Origin of the sequence: Bacillus cereus group sp. BfR-BA-01356, from assembly GCF_022663635.1 — a bacterium.
GTDB classification, from domain to species: domain Bacteria; phylum Bacillota; class Bacilli; order Bacillales; family Bacillaceae_G; genus Bacillus_A; species Bacillus_A cereus.
Map to the genome: position 1 here is coordinate 26,259 of NZ_JAKUFX010000040.1, position 16,792 is coordinate 43,050.

Here is a 16,792-nt window from a genome sequence, read left to right on the forward strand (position 1 = left end):
TGTGCAAGGTTATTTTTTCTTCTTACCATCTCCGTCTTCATCCTCGGATACTAATACCTTCTGTTCTTCGTGAAATTCGGAAATAGTTTGCCCGGTAATATTATCGAAAGGAGTATAAAAAGAAGTAATACGTTTCTTTTTAATAAAGAGTTTATAGAAGCCGATGATGACAAGTATAACGATTGTTAAGGGTAATCCTATAGTAGCAAGAAGTAAGGGGTCCATCTTATAACTCCTTTAATATCATTTCTTTTTATTATAAGCCGAAAACTGTAATTTCGATAAAAGAATTAAAAACTGACTTTTCTAAATTTATCCAATTAGATTGACTTTTCAATTTTTCAGAATTATAATTCGAGATATACAATTTGAACCAAATAATAATATAGCAATTTACTTATCCAGAGAGGTAGAGGGACTGGCCCTATGACACCTCAGCAGCGGGTTCTGTAGTAGGAACACCGTGCTAATTCCAGCAAGCAAGTCTTGAAAGATAAGTGATGGGCCTTTGTTTATTAAGCCTTGATCTTATTTTTTAAGATCAAGGCTTTTTGTATTCTAAAAAGAGAAAAGGAAGTAATGGAAAAAGTACGTTTATAAAACTAAGTAAATATATGTGTTTAGGGGGTTATTAGGGTGTATGTAATTAAAAAATTATCAGTTATGGTGTTCACACTATGGGTTATTACGACGGTGACATTTCTAATTATGCATATTATTCCGGGGGATCCATTTTCATCAGATGCAAAAATCTTTCCTGAAGAAGTGATCCAAAACATGAGAGCGAAGTATCACCTTGATGAACCGTTATGGAATCAATATGTTGCTTATTTAGACGGCGTAGTTCATTTTGATTTTGGTGAATCTGTTCAATCAACCGGGCAAGGTGTATCAGAAATTATAACAACTGGTTTTGGTCCATCAGCAATTATTGGTTTACAAGCACTTATTATTTCATTGCTAGTCGGAATTGCTGCAGGTACATTTGCTGCTCTCTATCATGGGAAGGTAATTGATTACGGTGTAAGTTTACTTGCCATCCTCGGTATTTCTATTCCAAGTTTTATTTTAGCACCACTATTTATACAAGTATTCGCTATCCAATTTGAGCTTTTACCAGTAGCCTCTTGGGGAACATTCGAACATACATTATTGCCATCCTTTGCATTAGCGTTAGGGCCAATCGCAGTTATTACAAGGTTTGTTCGTTCTAATATGATCGAAGTACTGCAGAGTGATTATATTAAGCTAGCAAGAGCAAAAGGCATACCAATTAAGAAGATTATTATAAGACATGCTCTTCGAAATGCGATTGTTCCAGTACTTACATTTGTGGGACCGTTAATGGCTGGACTTTTAACAGGGACTTTCGTTATTGAAAAAATCTTTTCAATTCCTGGCCTAGGAAAATATTTTGTAGATAGTATTTTTAACCGAGACTATCCGGTGATTATGGGAACAACGATTTTTTATAGTGCATTATTAATTGCTTGTATTTTCATTACAGATATTATTCACCGCATTGTTGATCCGCGTATTCGTTCTATTACATAAGGAGGGGGGATATTAAAATGGGAGCTTATGAAATTAATGAACAGTTATTAACGAAAGAAGAGAAAAAAGAATTAACGATAAATAAAAATCAGCAAACGATTAGCAGAAAGAAAGAAGTGTTTCGTAAGTTTATATCGAATCCAATCGCAGTTTTAGGAACAGTGACGTTATTGCTAATTATTGTTTTCTCGCTTATTGGCGAAAGTTTAACTTCATTTACTGCGAGTGAACAAGTAAAAGAGGCAACAAATTTACCGCCGAGTAGTGAACATTGGTTTGGAACAGATGATTTAGGGAGAGATATTTGGGCACGTACTTGGGCTGGTGGGAAGATTTCACTAACAGTGGGATTAGTAGCAGCTGCCCTCGATATAGGGCTTGGTGTACTGATTGGTGGATTTAGTGGATACGTGAGAGGGCGTAATCGCCTTGGAACGTTAATTGATGAGTGGATTATAAGAGGAATTGAAGTATTATACGGTATCCCGTATTTATTAATTGTTATTTTACTATTAATTGTTATGAAACCAGGTCTTTTCACCATTATTATCGCCCTTGCATTAACGGGATGGATTGGAATGGCTCGTCTCATTCGAGCACAAGTATTGTCTTTAAAACAACGAGAGTTTGTTATTGCAGCAGAGCGATTAGGTACATCACATATGAAAATTATATATGGGCATTTAATTCCGAATTTAACAGGCATTATTATCGTCAATTTATCATTTACAATTCCGGCAGCTATTTTTTCAGAATCATTTTTAAGCTTTATAGGACTTGGGGTACAATCACCAGCGGCAAGTTGGGGGACGATGACGAATGACGCACTTGGGGACATTATTGAGCGGAGAATGGTGGCAACTATTTTTCCCAGCAATCATGATTGCGCTCATTATGTTCGCATTTAATGCGATTGGTGATGGTTTACAAGATGCAATTGATCCAAAAATCGTAAAACGGAATCGAAAGGAGAAAAAACATGGGACAGCTCTTATCTTTAGAAAACGTAACGTTAGCCGTTGAAAAAGAGAATAGTAACCAAGCAATTGTGAAGCATGTTTCCTTTTCTATTAGCGAAGGTGAAATAGTTGCACTTGTAGGAGAAAGTGGTTCAGGGAAAAGTGTTACAGCACAATCTATTATCGGCTTAAATCAAGAATCAATTCATATTGATGATGGAAATATATCTTTTGAATCAAAGGAATTAACGAATCTACAAGAATCAGAATGGAATCAAATTCGAGGGAAAGATATTTCGTTTATCTTTCAAGACCCACTTTCATCTTTAAATCCGACGATGAAGGTAGGAAGGCAAATTACAGAGGTGATTTTGCAACACGAAAAGAAATCGAAAAAAGAAGCAAAAGAAATTGCGATTAACTTATTAAATGATTTAGGGATACATGAAGCAGAGAAACGCTTTGAACAGTACCCACATCAATTAAGCGGAGGCATGAGGCAACGTATTTGTTTAGCAATCGCATTTGCCTGCCACCCCAAACTCGTTATTGCGGATGAACCTACGACAGCATTAGATGTAACAATTCAAAAGCAAATTATGGAGTTATTAAAGGAAAGAAAGGAAAAGCAAAATACGAGTATTTTACTAATTACGCACGATTTAGCACTTGTACGTGAAGTAGCGGATCGAGTAGTTGTGATGTATGGAGGACGTGTTGTTGAAAAAGGAACGATAGAGGAAGTGATAGGTTCCCCTAAACATCCATACACAAAAAGCTTATTACAAGCAATTCCGAATATGGATGATTCCGAAAAGGTATTACGTGCAATAGAAGGAACGACACCTTCCATTGAAACATTAAATAGCTTTGGTTGTCCTTTTGTAAATCGTTGTCCAGTAGCGATAAAAGAATGTATTCATCGTTTCCCAGAGAGAACAACGTATTCTAAGGAGCATAGTTCACATTGCTGGCAGCATGTTCTGGAGCATAATAAAGCGAAATCAAAAGAGAAGGTGAATGCCTCATGACGACAGATTTAATTACTGTAAAGCAAGTAACAAAAACATATAGAAGTAGAAGTAAAGAAATCACAGCGTTAAAAGATATATCACTTTCTATCCCGAAAGGAACAACACTCGGCATTATTGGTGAAAGTGGTTCAGGAAAAACAACACTTGGAAAGCTTATAGCTGGGATTGAGAGCCCAACGTCTGGTGAAATTGATTATAACGGTCAAGTCGTTCACAAGCTGAAATCAGCTCATAGGCGAGATTTTTTACAGAAAGTACAGTTCATTTTTCAAGATTCCACAGCAGCATTAAATCCGCGCTGGAAAGTACGCGATAGCGTAACGGAAGGTTATATTTCATTCGGTTTAGGTGATAAAGGATTAAAGGATAAAGTAGCGGGTGATGCGCTAGAGCGTGTTGGATTAGATAGAAGATATATTGATCGATATCCGCATGAATTTAGCGGAGGACAACGTCAACGTATCGCTATTGCAAGAGCGTTATTGTGTGAGCCGGAAGTATTGATTCTTGATGAACCAATTTCAGCATTAGACGTTTCATTGCAAATTCAAATTGTACATCTGCTGCAAAAAATCCAAAAAGAACAAGGTTATACATATTTATTCATCGCTCACGATTTACCGATGGTTCACTATTTATGTGAAAAAGTAGCTGTCTTATACAAAGGAGAACTTGTTGAATTTGGAAATACGGAGGAAGTATTCCGTAATCCACAACATTCTTATACAAAAACATTATTAGCATCAACACCAAAAATTTCAGGTTAAAGGAGAATGTAGGATGAAGAAGTTTTTACTGTTTGTCATTATGACTGTTTTAGCGATTACTTCTGTCGCTTGCGGTAAGAAAGAGACGCAAAAGGCGAGTGCTGGTAAGGGAGAAGGAGATCGATTAGTAACGAATATTAGTAGTGATCCATATACACTTGATTCTGCTATTGCAACAGATAGCACGTCAGGTTATATAATTGGACAGTTGTTTTCAAGTTTATATACGCAAGATAATAATGGGAAATATCAAAATGAATTAGCGGAGAAAGAAGAAGTAAATGCTGATGGAACTGAATATACAATCCATTTGAAGAAAGATATTAAATGGTCAGATGGTTCTCCTATTACAGCAAATGATTTTGAATTTGCATGGAAGCGATTATTAAATCCGAAAACGGGTTCTATGAATGCGACAGAAATGTATTTTATTAAAGGGGCAGAGGCGTATAATACTGGAAAAGGTGAAGAGGGACAAGTTGGTATTCAAGTTGTTGATCCTCAAACATTAAAGGTAACCCTTGAACACCCAGTTGCTTCTATTAAACAAAAACTAGCAAGCTCACTATTTATTCCATTAGCTAAAAAGTCGATTGATGATAATAATAAATTAAAAACAGATCCAAAAGAGTTAATTACGAATGGGCCATTCACGTTAAAAGAGTGGAAGCATAACCAAGCTATTACAGTACAAAAAAATAAAGAATTCTATGATAAAAAGGTAACTCTAAAAGAAATTGAGTTTCGTATTATTCCAGACTCTAAAACAGCGTATCAATTATTTAAATCCAAAGAATTAGATTTACTAAGTGGTTTACCACAAGAGATGATCGAAAAAGAAAAAGAAAAAGGAAATAAAGAATATAAGCGTGTTGCAGGGTTCTCTTCTTATATTTATTCGTTTAACGTAGAAAAAGAGCCGTTTACAAATGCGAAGGTACGTAAAGCATTTTCATTAGCGGTTGATCGTAAATTTATCGTTGAAAAATTGTATAAAAATAATGCGCAAGAAGCATATGCATTCGTTCCAGAAGGAGCAAAAACACAAAGTGGCCGTGATTTCCGTAAAGAAAAAGGTGATTACGTTAAATTTGATCCAGCGGAAGCGAAAAAGTTATTAGAAGAAGGCATGAAAGAACAAGGCTGGCCTACATTACCTGAAGTAACATTAAAATTCACTACAGATACACAACATAAAAAAGTAGCAGAAGCAATGCAAGAAATGTTTAAGAAAAATCTTGGCGTAGATATTAAATTAGAAAATAAAGAGTGGAAGAGTTACATCGACACATACAAGCAAAGTGATTTCCAATTAGCTTATATGGGATGGGGCGGCTCTTTATTAGATCCAATTACTAAACTAGATTTATATGCGGGTGATGGTCCAAATAACTATGCAAAATGGCATAATAAAGAATTTGACGCTTTAATAAACGAAGCAAAAGTTGAACAAAACGAGGATAAGCGTTTTGAATTATTGCATAAAGCGGAAGATATTATGTTTACAGATTCACCATTAATCCCAATTATTTTCCCAAGTGCTTCCTATTTACAAAAATCATCAGTATCCGGTGTCCAATTCATTATTGGTTCTAGTCCAGAATTAAGATACGCAAAAATTAAAAAATAAAGAAGTAGGCAACCGCCTACTTCTTTATTTTATTTCTCTTTTATATTCTTTTTTCGTTCCATCAGAGAAGACAACTTCTAAATCAAATTTTTGATAGTCTTTATCAAGTTTGAATACGTTCACTACTTGATCGATTACTTCTTGGTCAGCAGTATCTTTATCAAATTTTAATTCTTGTAGAAGTGGGCTTAATTTTGTGATAGCCTCGTCTCCTGTTAATTTTACATCTGCTTTATGATCTTCAATTTTTGCTTCCATTTTCTTGTCAGCTGCTACATTTTTATAGTCTGCTTCGTAGTCTTTCTTTGTATCTTGATAGTCTGCCTTTAAATCGAATTCATTGAAGTTTAGTTTTAAATCTGCAGGAGCCTCATTTTTTGCTTCTTCAGTCGTCTTTTTATTAGAAGTTGTGTCTTCTTTGGCAGGAGCTTTACATCCTGTTAATGCAGGTACTAGCATAAGAGCTAATAAAACTGATAGTAGAATTCTCATTATAAATTCCTCCTTATGTAAATTCGTTCTATACAAGTTTTTCCCAAAAACATGTAATTATGTATGTGTTGAAAATAAATTATTATCCTGCAGTCACGAGGGCTAATCCGCAATTTAAATCAAAAACGATTTGTATGTATATGGTAAATTGAAATTGTGAGGGAGGGGCTAAAATGCATGAAGAATATAAAGAGATAATAAAAAAATCAATTGAATATATAGAGAATCACTTACATGAGGAGCTTACAACAGAAAGAGTGGCATCTCACAGTGCCGTATCGATGTACCATTTTCATCGCATCTTTCAAAGATATGTTGGGATGAGTGTAACGGATTATATTCGAAAGAGAAGGTTAACTCATGCTGCGCAAGTTTTAGTGTCAACGGAGAGAGCTGTTATTGATATTGCACTGCAATACGGTTTTTCCTCACAAGAGGCATTTACGAGAGCTTTTAAAAGAATGTTTCAATTGCCACCAAAGAAATATCGAAAGTACTTTCAGTCATTTTATATAGAAAGAGAGGGTGTTTCAATGCAAAAAGGTATACCGAAAGGATGGATCTTAAGTGGGAGTCATCCTGCTGAATATGAGATGGGTTTAGATTATGAAGTTGTCCATCAAGGAAAAGTATCTGCATACATAAAAGCAAAAGAGAATGTTACGAACGGAGGATTTTCAACATTAATGCAAATGTTCAGAGCGGATAAATATGTAGGGAAGAGATTACGTTTTACAGCATTTGTTAAGAGTGAAAATGTAAGAGATTGGGCAGGATTGTGGATGCGAGTAGATGGAAAAGATACAGAACCGCTCGCTATGGATAATATGCAAAATCGCCCCATTAAAAATACGAATAACTGGCAATCGTACTCGGTTGTATTAGATATAAAAGAAGAAGCACTTGGTATTGCATTTGGTGTTTTATTATCAGGAGAAGGTTGTGTGTGGCTAGATAGTATTCGCTTTGATGAAGTAGATGAAAAAATTCCTTCAACAGATTTGGCAGAGAACTTTTATGAAACACTTTTAGAAGAGCCGGTGAATCTGCAATTTGAAGAAGTAGAAAAATAAAAAACAAGGAGAAAAGATATGCTCAAATATGTAAAACTAATAAGTATTAGTTTAGTAATATCGTCTTGTATTATGGGAATTAATTATTTAGTTAGCTATCTTTGGTCAGGGCATATACCTTCTTTGACGTGGAGAACATATTTGATGTTTGTGTTTATATTTATGATGAGTTTTGGTTCAATGCAAAAAGAAGGAAAAGAGGATTATTGACAATAGTCTTTTTCGCATTTCTTTCATTAACACAAATGGTTGTAACTGTGCCACATGAAATGCTTTCTAAAACATATCAAACAATCAGTGAATTATTTCCTGCAACATATGCAGCGAATGGCTATTATACAATAATATTTGGAGGAGTTAGTTTAGAGAGAAATATTATTTCATTATTAGTTATTGTATTGGTTACACAATCAGTAGCAGTGATGACTTTAGCTATAAAAGGAATGGTAAAGGGAAGAAGAAGCTCTGTAGTTAAAGAAGTATAAAATAAAAAGGTATCCTCGGTGGGATACCTTTTTATTAGCACTTATTATTTTGTAACTTCTGTCCACTTGTAGTTAAACTCACCACCGAAGTCAGTTGTTACAAGTCCTTTAATGAAAGAGCGTTGTAAGTAAGAACGGCCTTGTTGGTATAAAGGAGCGACAGCGCCGTCTTGTAATAGAATTTTTTCAGCTTGCTTCATTGCTTCAAAGCGTGCTTTTTCATCGCCAGCTAAATCTGTTTTCACTTTATGAATTAGCTCATCGTACTCTTTGTTAGAGTATTTATCGAAGTTATAAGCACTATCTGTTGTAAATAAATCTAAGAATGTAATTGGATCAGCGAAGTCAGGGCCCCAGCCGTCAATACCAATTTCATAGTCACCACTTAATAGTAGTTTTAGCTGTTGTTTACGTGGTTGTGGTTTTAAATTCACTGTTAATCCATCTAGGTTCTTTTCTAATTCACCTTTTAAATATTCACCAGTCTTTTTAGCTAAAGCATTGTCACTTGTTAATAGTTCGATTGTTACTTTGTCAGTACCAAGTTCTTGTTTTGCTTTTTTCCAGTTTTCTTTCGCTGTTTTCACATCATCCTTGACTAGATTTCCATTTTCTTTACGGAAGTCATTGCCTTCTGGGCTCTTTGCAAATTTCGCAGGAACCATTCCTTCAGCTGGAACAGCGCCGTTATTTAAGATTGTTTCTACGTAAGCTTTTTTATTCATTGCGCCGTTAATAGCAAGGCGTGCATGTTGATTTTTTAATGTTTCATTTTTCTGATTTAATCGTAAGAATTGAATGCCGACTTCAGCGCGTTCTTTGAAGTTTGGATCGCTCTTATATTTATCAACAAACTCTGCAGTTAAAGCAACACGATCAATTTGTCCTGAATCATATAAGTTCACTTCTGTAGACTTATCTTTAACGACATTGAAGTTGATTTCTTCTAATTTTACAGTTTTAGCATCCCAATAGTTAGGATTTTTCTTCAATTGGAAGCTTTGTTCATGTTTCCAGTTATCTAATGTGAAAGCACCGTTATAAATTAAATGATTTGTTTCTAAACCATATTTATCGCCTTGAGACTTTAAGTACTCTTCATTAATTGGTAAGAATGTTGAGAATGTAGTTAAGCTTAAGAAGTAGGGAACAGGACGGTCTAGTTGTACTTCTAACGTTTTATCATCAACAGCTTTGACCCCTAGTTGATCAATTGGCAATTGTTTTTGGTTTATTTGTTTCGCATTCTTTATATCGAAGAATAAGAATGCGTATTCAGCTGCTGTATCAGGATTTACGGCACGTTGCCAAGCGAAGGCAAAGTCCTTTGCTGTAACAGGAGTACCGTTTGACCATTTTGAATCACGGAGATGGAATGTATATTTTGTTTTATCGGGACTAATGTCAACCGACTCAGCGACACCAGGAACCGGTTTATTATCTTCTCCCATTGCATATAGCCCTTCAAAAACATTACGCATTACGTTCATGGATTCCCCATCCGTTGCTTTTGCAACATCCATTGTTGGAATTTCTGAAGCGAATGATAAGTTAATTGCCTGTTTATCAGGTGCTTTATCGTTTGCTTTCGCTCCGCTTGCATTATCTTTATTTCCCCCGCAAGCAGTTAGTAATAGACTTGCCCCTAAAACAGATGCAACAACAGGTACAACTTTTTTCTTCATTGTTCGTTCCTCCCTAAATGTGTTGTTCGTAACGTCATAATGTCCGTGTCTTGAAGTAGCTATAGAAGGGGATAAAACCTATTATAAATATTTGTTTATAGGTAATCAGGTGTTCTATATGTATATACATGTTGAACTATAATCTATCGTTATATGTTTCAACGTAGTAGACATTATATTTTGATGGTTAAATATTTTGTTTCTTTGATTATTTAGAATATTAACACTGAAAAGAACTATATGTCAATAATAAAAATAGATTGTTAATTTCTTAGAATAATATATTAAAAAAGCAGATTCTCATGTGTGAGAGAACCTATTTTTAATATATTTTGCTAAAAAAACAATTGGTGTGGGCTAATAATAAGTGGGGATGAAGAAACCCCCACTTATTAAAGTTTCACTTTATTTTTCAATTTTTGCCCACTTGAAGTTTAATTGACCTGCAAAGTCTACTTGCACAATTCCTTTCACATAAGAACGTTCTAAATAAGATTCGCCTTTTTGGTAAAGAGGAGCGATAACAGAGTCTTTAAATAATATTTTCTCGGATGCTAGTAATGCTTCCCAGCGAGCTTTTTCATCACCAGCTAAAGTTGTTTTCACTTTTGCTATTGTTTCATCGAATTCCTTATTAGAGTAATGATCTAAGTTATAAGGGTTATTCGTTGTAAATAGCTCAAGGAATGTAATTGGATCCGCAAAGTCAGGGCTCCAGCCATCAATTCCGATTTCGTAGTCACCTTTTAATAAAAGCGAAACTTGTTGCTTACGCGGCTGAGGTTTTATATTTACTGTTAATCCATCTAGATTCTTTTCTAGTTGTCCTTTTAAGAATTCACCAGTTTTCTTATCAAGGTCAGCATCACTCGTTAATAATTCTAATGTTATCTTTTCAGAACCAAGCTCTTGTTTAGCTTTTTTCCATAACTCTTGTGCAGATTTTGTATCAACTTTTGTTAAATCGCCGTTTGCAGTACGGAAGTCTTTTCCTTCAGGTCCTTTTGCAAAGTTTTTTGGAACGAGACCAAATGTTGGTGTAGAGCCATCATTTAATAACGTATTTACAAAGGATTTTCTATCAATTGTTTGATCAATTGCTTGGCGTGCAGAAACGTTTTGAAGTACTTTGTTTTGTTGATTCATGCGTAAAAATTGTACGCCTACATTTGGACGTTCTTTAAAGTTAGCATCTTTTTTATATTTATCAACGAAGTCAGATGTTAGTTTTATACGATCTAATTGTTTTGACTCGAATAAATTTACTTCTGTTGATTTTTCTTTTACGACGTTAAAATTGATTTCTTCTAGTTTGACAGTATCTTTATCCCAATAGGTAGGGTTCTTCTTAAATTTAAAGCTTTGTTCGTGCTTCCAATCGCTTAGTGTAAAAGCTCCATTGTACAAGATTGTATTATCTTCTAAAGCGTACTTATCACCTTGTGCTTTAAAGAATTCCTCGTTAATTGGTAGAAATGTTGGGAACGCTGTTAAGCTAATAAAATACGGAACAGGACGCTCCAATTCTACCTCAAACGTATGGTCATCAACTGCTTTTACACCAAGTTGGTCGGCTGGAAGTTCTTTGTTGTTAATTTTTGTTGCATTTTTAATATCAAAGAATAAAAATGCATATTCAGAGGCTGTTGCTGGATCTACGGCACGTTGCCAAGCGAACACAAAATCTTTAGCTGTAACAGGAGTGCCGTTTGACCATTTTGAATCTCGCAAATGGAATGTGTATTTCGTTTTATCGCCACTTACTTCATGAGATTTTGCAACACCAGGAACAGGTTTGTTACCTTCACCAAGATTATACAAACCTTCAAATACGTTTCTCATTACTTGACCAGAATCAGTATCTGTAGCACGAGCCGTATCCATTGTTCGTATTTCAGTAGGTGAAGATAAATTTAAAACCTGTTTACTAGGTGCCTCGTCTTTTGCATTTGCTCCACTTGCTTCGTTTTTATAACTACCGCAACCAGTTAATAAAATACTTACTCCTACAACTGATGCAATACCGAATACAAACTTCTTTTTCATTTGATTTTCCTCCTAAATAATTAAGTTTGGATGATGATGAGGGAAATGAAAAATAAAAAATCCCTCTTTTCATATTGAGAAAGAGGGATTTTTACGTACAAGTTATGCACCCGTATATAAACGAAGTCCCTCATTCTATCTTTCAAGCATAAAGCTTGCAGGAAGTGGCACAGTATTCAAAATGAACCTGTTGCCGAGGTTTCAAAGGGCCAGTCCCTCCACCTCTCTTGATACAATGAGTAAACGAATAAATTTTATTAATTTTTGTGTTTCTTTGATAATTCAAAATCTTACACCTTGAATAATGAAGTGTCAACTAAATGAAATATAGTTTAAATTTTCAGTTTTCTTAAATGAAAAAACCACTGCATATGGCAGTGGTTTTTCTACTAGAAGTTAAAGTTATCTGGATCTGGACCAACGCGACGATCTTCATTTAAAGCTTGAATTGCTTTCATATCATCAGCACTTAATTCAAAGTCGAAGATGTTTGCATTTTCAATAATGCGATGTTCTTTAATTGATTTGGGAATTGTTACAACTTCGTTTTGTAAATCCCAACGTAAAATAATTTGCGCAGTTGATTTATTATATTTTGTCGCAATTTCTTGTAACGTTGGATTATCTAGTAGTTGTCCTTGCATTAATGGTGACCAAGCTTCAAGCTGGATATTATGTTCTTTACAGAATGCATGTAACTCTTCTTGTGCTAAACGTGGGTGGTATTCCACTTGGTTGACCATTGGCTTAATTTCAGCAATTTCAAATACGTCTTGTAAGTGGTGAATGTGGAAATTACTCACACCGATAGCGCGAACACGGCCATCTTTATAAAGTGTTTCTAATGCTTTCCATGATTCAGTATATTTCCCTTTTACAGGCCAATGTACTAAATATAAATCTAAATATTCTAGACCTAATTTCTCTAATGTAGTTTCAAATGCTTGAAGTGTTGTTTCATATCCTTGATCGCTATTCCATACTTTTGAGGTAATAAATAATTCTTCACGTGAAACACCGGATTCACGAATCGCTTGCCCAACGCCTTCTTCATTTTGATAGATTGCTGCAGTATCGATGCTGCGGTAGCCATTTTTAATTGCTGCTTTTACAGAATCAATTACTTCTGAACCATTTTCTACTTTAAAAACACCTAAACCAAACCAAGGCATTTTTACACCGTTATGTAATGTTGTATAGTCTTTTAAACTTGTTAAAATCATATTATTTCCCCCTAGCTTTTTTGTTTGTTGCTTCTACTGCTTTTTGAATTGCCTCTGAAAAATTATATTCGTATAAAGTTTTGAGACCCTCAGCTGTGGAACCACCTGGCGTTGTTACTTGTTCGCGAAGGTTAGCTGGATTTTGCGTTTGTTCAAGCATAGAAGCAGAGCCAGAAATCATTTGAATCACAAGATGTTTTGCGGTTTCTTCATCAACTCCATAACTTTTTGTTGCTTCAATTAAGCTTTCAGCAAAGTAATAAAGGAAGGCTGGTGCACTTCCAGTAACTGCAGTAAGCTGATGAACTTCTTCCTCAGTACAAAGTTGCGAAGTACCAATACCTTTTAAAAGTAGTTGCAAGGTTTCTTGATGTATCTCGTTTACTGATTGTCCCATTGTATATAAGGAGATAGACTTGCCAATTTCAGCAGCTGTATTAGGCATAATCCAAGCAACAGGCGTGCCTTTTGGGAGTCTAGCTTCTAAATAAGATGGTCCAATGCCAGCTGCTACCGTTACGACTAGTTGATTTGATATTAACGGAGATAGCTCAGCTAATAACTCTTCATGAGCAGAAGGTGGCATTGCTAAAACAACCGTATCAACAGATGTAACATGCTGCTTCCAATCTGTTGCAGTAGACACATTATATCGTGCTTGTAATTGTTCTAGCTTTTTTACGTTACTTCGGTTAGAAACGATAATTTCTTCAATGTATTCTTTGCTTGTTTTAAGTAATCCGGAAAATATAGCTTCTGCCATACGACCAGCACCAATAAATAGAATTCGATGTTTAGTGAGCATATCCTTTATTCCTTTCCAGTAGAGATATGTTATAAAAAACGATAACATCTTTAAGAGAATTTTGTAAAAAGAAAAGACTTATCGTAGATGGAATGGATAATGAGAAGGCGGAAATTCATGCTAATATTAGCTGTTATTAATCTCTTTATATGTGTAGTTGGTTTGCTAGAGTGGAAGAGCAATTATAAGGGGCAAGAACATACAAATAATTATATCTAGAAAATAATTAGAATTAAAAAACCCCTGAAGTACATATGCTTCAGGGGCTTACTAATAGAATATAAGATTATGCTTTTGTCATACCAAGTAATACAGCGCCGCCGATAATTAAAACACTACCTAGTGCAATAAAGATCAATTGACGTTTTGTTTTCTTTTCACCTAAGAATACAATCGCACCGAATGTTGAGATAACGATTCCAGTTTGAGATAATGGGAAGCTTGTTGCTACTCCAACACGTGGTAATGAAAGAAGTAAGAATAAGTTTCCAGTTCCCCATAGTAAACCAGACAAAGCATTACGGATTGCATATTTGTTAAATGGTTTATGTTTAGACGTCAGTACAACCGCACCAACAAACATACCAACTGCTTGTGGTAAAATAGCAGACCAACCATCGATATTATACCAACGAATAATAATTACATATACAAGATAGCCGAAAGTAGAAACAATTAAAGTAAGAAGTCCTCTTTTCAATTGTCCAGGTGGCTGAGCATTTTCTTTATCATCTAATGATGTGAATACAACACCAACTACGATTAATAGGATTGCAATCGTTCCCAGAATGATCGTTGTAGTAGTAGTCCACTCACGGAAAGCGATAACCCCAAAGATAGAAGTTGCAACAAGTTGCATACCAGTAGAAATCGTTACAGTAGTTGAAACACCTAGTTTTTCAACTGTTTTTAATTGGTTTACTTGTCCTAAAGCCCAGAATAAACCTGAAATAAAACCAACAATTAAGATTGTCATTGTTAAAGCTGGTTGAGTAAATACATACATAATTGTTGCGAAGAATAGAGCACCGATTGTCATACCTACCGTTTGGCTATATGCACCACCGCCCATTTTTACGCTTACTAATAAGATGTTTCCCCATGCAATTGCAGGAAGAAGCGCTAATAAAATGTCTATTACAAGACTCCCTTCGGTTTGCTATACCAATATAGTTACATATCGTTCTAACGATCGGTAATGCCCCACTAATAGAGTAGAAGATTACCGATCGCTAAAACAGGATGAAGAATTCACGATATAAATGCGTTTTCATTTCTTCATTTTTTGAAACACCTCCATATAATAACAGGAAATTGCCTATTTTAGAAAGTGAATTCAAATAAAATGTATATTTTAATAAGAGGTAAAATTCAGTTATTTCCCGGTGGTATATTTTATTTCCTAAGAAATAAAGAAGCAGCTTCGAAAAAAGCTACTTTAAGAGTTAGTAATTCTTTTATTAATAAGTTGAATACATAGTAGAAATACGAGTGACATACCGATAGTAATAACTACAAGTGTCCATGCGAGTTGCATATTACTTGCATCAATAGCCATGTAAATTGCAGTTGGGATTGTCTGTGTTTTACCAGGAATGTTCCCGGCAAACATAAGTGTAGCACCAAATTCACCGAGCGCGCGGACAAAGCTCAAAATCATCCCGCTTAGTAAGGCAGGAAATGCGAGCGGAAGTGTAACGTGCAGAAAAACTTGATATTCACTTGCGCCAAGGTCACGAGCACTTTCTTCAATTTGTACATTTGCGATAGAAAATCCCGTTTTCACTGATTGGTACATAAGCGGAAATGCAACAACTGTAGAAGCAATAATCGCAGCAGTAGATGTGAACATAATAGACTGCTGAAATAATGATTCAACCCACTTTCCGATCGGGCTGTTGTTTCCAAAGATGATAATGAGAAAGAAGCCGATAACAGTTGGTGGAAGTACCATTGGTAATAAAAATATGGTTTCTAATAGTACTTTATATCGCCATGAGGAGCGAGCTAGTGCTCGCCCGACAATTGTCCCTAAAATTGTAACGAGAATAGTGGCGCATGCAGCTACTCTTAAAGATAGAAAGACAGGCGATAAAATAGCATCAATGCTCATAGTAATTACGACAGGACTGTAAATCCATATTTTTTAAAGATAGATTGTGCATCTTTTGACTGCAAATACTCATAAAATGAAGTCGCCTCTTTCTTATGTTTAGATTCCTTTATAACACCTAAAGGATAGTGGATTGGCTCATAAGAAGTAGCTGCTGCTGTCTCACCAATCTTTACTTTATCCGAAATGAGAGCATCTGTTTTGTATACGATACCAGCATCGACATTCCCTGTTTCTACATATGTTAACACTTGGCGAACATCTTTTGTAAATACGACTTTATTTTGAACATCATTCCAAAGGTTTTCGTGTGTTAGAGAAGCCTTTGCATATTTGCCAGCAGGTACAGATTCAGGTGTACCAAGTGCAATTTTTTTGATTTTCTCATCTTTTAAATCTTGAAATTTTGTAAGAGAACTATCTTTAGGGATGACTAGAACTAGTTCATTTCCAAGAAGATTTTTCCCTTCTTTTTCATTAATGAATCCTTTTTTTACAAGGGTTTGGAATTTATCTTCTGCTGCTGAGAAGAATAAATCAGCAGGTGCACCTTGTTCAATTTGTTGTTGAAGTGCTCCAGAAGCACCGAAGTTAAAAGAAAGTTTGATATTTGGCTCTTTTTCTTTATATTGTTTTTCGATTTCTTTTAATGCATCTTGTAAGCTTGCAGCAGCTGAGATAGTTAGTTCAACTGTTTTATCCTCTTTAGCAGCTGACTTTGTATGCTTTTCCCCATTTGTACAAGCAGCGCTAAATATAAGAAGGAAAGAAAGTATAAGTGCCCCGATGGAACGTAATATAAATTTATTCATAAAAAAATCCCCTCGTATATTAATATTTAAGCCCTATCTCAGGCTTAGTTTTACTCTCTAATAAGAGTCCAGTAATAAAGAAAATACTTGGACGTCTCAAGATATTTCTAGATA

16 protein-coding genes, 1 pseudogene and 2 riboswitches are annotated in these 16,792 nt (G+C 35.2%); of the genes and pseudogenes, 8 read left to right on the top strand and 9 right to left on the bottom strand.

What is annotated here, in order from left to right:
* Positions 1 to 9: 9 nt before the first annotated feature.
* Positions 10 to 225, bottom strand: coding sequence for a DUF3951 domain-containing protein (locus MR168_RS15435; protein ID WP_000371386.1), 216 nt, complete (start codon positions 223 to 225; stop codon positions 10 to 12).
* Between the two features lie 169 nt (positions 226 to 394).
* A riboswitch (SAM riboswitch) is annotated at positions 395 to 500 on the top strand.
* A 136-nt stretch (positions 501 to 636) separates the two neighbouring features.
* On the opposite strand from MR168_RS15435, the gene MR168_RS15440 reads away from it, so the two are divergent.
* From MR168_RS15440 to MR168_RS15460, 5 genes and pseudogenes are all read left to right on the top strand, one after another.
* Positions 637 to 1,554: an ABC transporter permease gene (locus MR168_RS15440; protein WP_086412286.1), complete on the top strand. Its 918-nt coding sequence runs from the start codon at positions 637 to 639 to the stop codon at positions 1,552 to 1,554.
* 17 nt (positions 1,555 to 1,571) lie between these two features.
* A pseudogene (locus tag MR168_RS15445) lies at positions 1,572 to 2,577 on the top strand (ABC transporter permease).
* A complete protein-coding gene (locus MR168_RS15450; protein WP_000531264.1) occupies positions 2,534 to 3,544 on the top strand; it encodes an ABC transporter ATP-binding protein in 1,011 nt (336 codons plus the stop codon). The pseudogene MR168_RS15445 and the gene MR168_RS15450 overlap by 44 nt, the downstream one beginning before the upstream one ends.
* Positions 3,541 to 4,314, top strand: coding sequence for an ABC transporter ATP-binding protein (locus tag MR168_RS15455; protein ID WP_153579114.1), 774 nt, complete (start codon positions 3,541 to 3,543; stop codon positions 4,312 to 4,314). Before MR168_RS15450 ends, MR168_RS15455 begins: the two co-directional genes overlap by 4 nt.
* A gap of 13 nt (positions 4,315 to 4,327) precedes the next feature.
* The gene (locus tag MR168_RS15460) at positions 4,328 to 5,944 is read left to right on the top strand and encodes a peptide ABC transporter substrate-binding protein (RefSeq protein WP_086411612.1); all 1,617 of its coding nucleotides are present in this window, start codon (positions 4,328 to 4,330) and stop codon (positions 5,942 to 5,944) included.
* A 24-nt stretch (positions 5,945 to 5,968) separates the two neighbouring features.
* Here MR168_RS15460 and MR168_RS15465 read toward each other — a convergent pair whose 3' ends face one another.
* Positions 5,969 to 6,436 (bottom strand): YusW family protein, encoded by a 468-nt coding sequence (locus MR168_RS15465; RefSeq protein WP_001221551.1) that lies wholly within the window; start codon positions 6,434 to 6,436, stop codon positions 5,969 to 5,971.
* Between the two features lie 173 nt (positions 6,437 to 6,609).
* Between MR168_RS15465 and MR168_RS15470 the strand changes: the two genes are divergently transcribed.
* Genes MR168_RS15470 through MR168_RS15480 form a run of 3 tightly spaced genes read left to right on the top strand, consistent with a single transcriptional unit; the run spans position 6,610 to position 7,994 of the window.
* Positions 6,610 to 7,509, top strand: a complete 900-nt coding sequence (locus MR168_RS15470) for a helix-turn-helix transcriptional regulator (protein ID WP_000544200.1) — start codon at positions 6,610 to 6,612, stop codon at positions 7,507 to 7,509.
* 18 nt (positions 7,510 to 7,527) lie between these two features.
* Positions 7,528 to 7,719: a hypothetical protein gene (locus MR168_RS15475; RefSeq protein ID WP_000922547.1), complete on the top strand. Its 192-nt coding sequence runs from the start codon at positions 7,528 to 7,530 to the stop codon at positions 7,717 to 7,719.
* Positions 7,716 to 7,994 (top strand): hypothetical protein, encoded by a 279-nt coding sequence (locus tag MR168_RS15480; protein WP_000156944.1) that lies wholly within the window; start codon positions 7,716 to 7,718, stop codon positions 7,992 to 7,994. Before MR168_RS15475 ends, MR168_RS15480 begins: the two co-directional genes overlap by 4 nt.
* A gap of 44 nt (positions 7,995 to 8,038) precedes the next feature.
* Here the strand turns inward: MR168_RS15480 and MR168_RS15485 are convergent, their stop codons facing one another.
* The 7 genes from MR168_RS15485 to modA all read right to left on the bottom strand — a co-directional run bounded on the left by MR168_RS15485 (position 8,039) and on the right by modA (position 16,678).
* On the bottom strand, positions 8,039 to 9,679 hold the full coding sequence (locus MR168_RS15485; RefSeq protein ID WP_000731086.1) for a peptide ABC transporter substrate-binding protein: 1,641 nt from the start codon (positions 9,677 to 9,679) through the stop codon (positions 8,039 to 8,041).
* Positions 9,680 to 10,084: 405 nt separating this feature from the next.
* Entirely contained in the window at positions 10,085 to 11,725 is a 1,641-nt protein-coding gene (locus MR168_RS15490) for a peptide ABC transporter substrate-binding protein (RefSeq protein ID WP_242291410.1), read from the bottom strand.
* A gap of 132 nt (positions 11,726 to 11,857) precedes the next feature.
* A riboswitch (SAM riboswitch) is annotated at positions 11,858 to 11,962 on the bottom strand.
* Between the two features lie 152 nt (positions 11,963 to 12,114).
* The gene (locus tag MR168_RS15495; protein WP_086411614.1) at positions 12,115 to 12,948 is read right to left on the bottom strand and encodes an aldo/keto reductase; all 834 of its coding nucleotides are present in this window, start codon (positions 12,946 to 12,948) and stop codon (positions 12,115 to 12,117) included.
* A 1-nt stretch (position 12,949) separates the two neighbouring features.
* Complete coding sequence (gene proC, locus MR168_RS15500; protein WP_025710364.1) at positions 12,950 to 13,753, bottom strand: pyrroline-5-carboxylate reductase; 804 nt, start codon at positions 13,751 to 13,753, stop codon at positions 12,950 to 12,952.
* Positions 13,754 to 14,039: 286 nt separating this feature from the next.
* Positions 14,040 to 14,891, bottom strand: coding sequence for a GRP family sugar transporter (locus MR168_RS15505; protein ID WP_086411615.1), 852 nt, complete (start codon positions 14,889 to 14,891; stop codon positions 14,040 to 14,042).
* Positions 14,892 to 15,191: 300 nt separating this feature from the next.
* Positions 15,192 to 15,866 carry a molybdate ABC transporter permease subunit gene (gene modB / locus MR168_RS15510; RefSeq protein ID WP_242291411.1) on the bottom strand — a complete coding sequence of 225 codons (675 nt, stop codon included), beginning with the start codon at positions 15,864 to 15,866 and terminating at the stop codon, positions 15,192 to 15,194.
* Positions 15,867 to 15,871: 5 nt separating this feature from the next.
* Positions 15,872 to 16,678, bottom strand: coding sequence for a molybdate ABC transporter substrate-binding protein (gene modA / locus MR168_RS15515; RefSeq protein WP_242291412.1), 807 nt, complete (start codon positions 16,676 to 16,678; stop codon positions 15,872 to 15,874).
* Positions 16,679 to 16,792: the final 114 nt, after the last annotated feature.

Bases quoted from the DNA above. Each gene is read 5' to 3' on its own strand.
- MR168_RS15435 (WP_000371386.1), bottom strand. From the start codon at position 225: ATGGACCCCTTACTTCTTGCTACTATAGGATTACCCTTAACAATCGTT.
- MR168_RS15450 (WP_000531264.1), top strand. From the start codon at position 2,534: ATGGGACAGCTCTTATCTTTAGAAAACGTAACGTTAGCCGTTGAAAAA.
- MR168_RS15455 (WP_153579114.1), top strand. From the start codon at position 3,541: ATGACGACAGATTTAATTACTGTAAAGCAAGTAACAAAAACATATAGA.
- MR168_RS15460 (WP_086411612.1), top strand. From the start codon at position 4,328: ATGAAGAAGTTTTTACTGTTTGTCATTATGACTGTTTTAGCGATTACT.
- MR168_RS15465 (WP_001221551.1), bottom strand. From the start codon at position 6,436: ATGAGAATTCTACTATCAGTTTTATTAGCTCTTATGCTAGTACCTGCA.
- MR168_RS15470 (WP_000544200.1), top strand. From the start codon at position 6,610: ATGCATGAAGAATATAAAGAGATAATAAAAAAATCAATTGAATATATA.
- MR168_RS15475 (WP_000922547.1), top strand. From the start codon at position 7,528: ATGCTCAAATATGTAAAACTAATAAGTATTAGTTTAGTAATATCGTCT.
- MR168_RS15485 (WP_000731086.1), bottom strand. From the start codon at position 9,679: ATGAAGAAAAAAGTTGTACCTGTTGTTGCATCTGTTTTAGGGGCAAGT.
- MR168_RS15490 (WP_242291410.1), bottom strand. From the start codon at position 11,725: ATGAAAAAGAAGTTTGTATTCGGTATTGCATCAGTTGTAGGAGTAAGT.
- MR168_RS15495 (WP_086411614.1), bottom strand. From the start codon at position 12,948: ATGATTTTAACAAGTTTAAAAGACTATACAACATTACATAACGGTGTA.
- proC (WP_025710364.1), bottom strand. From the start codon at position 13,753: ATGCTCACTAAACATCGAATTCTATTTATTGGTGCTGGTCGTATGGCA.
- modB (WP_242291411.1), bottom strand. From the start codon at position 15,866: ATGAGCATTGATGCTATTTTATCGCCTGTCTTTCTATCTTTAAGAGTA.
- modA (WP_242291412.1), bottom strand. From the start codon at position 16,678: ATGAATAAATTTATATTACGTTCCATCGGGGCACTTATACTTTCTTTC.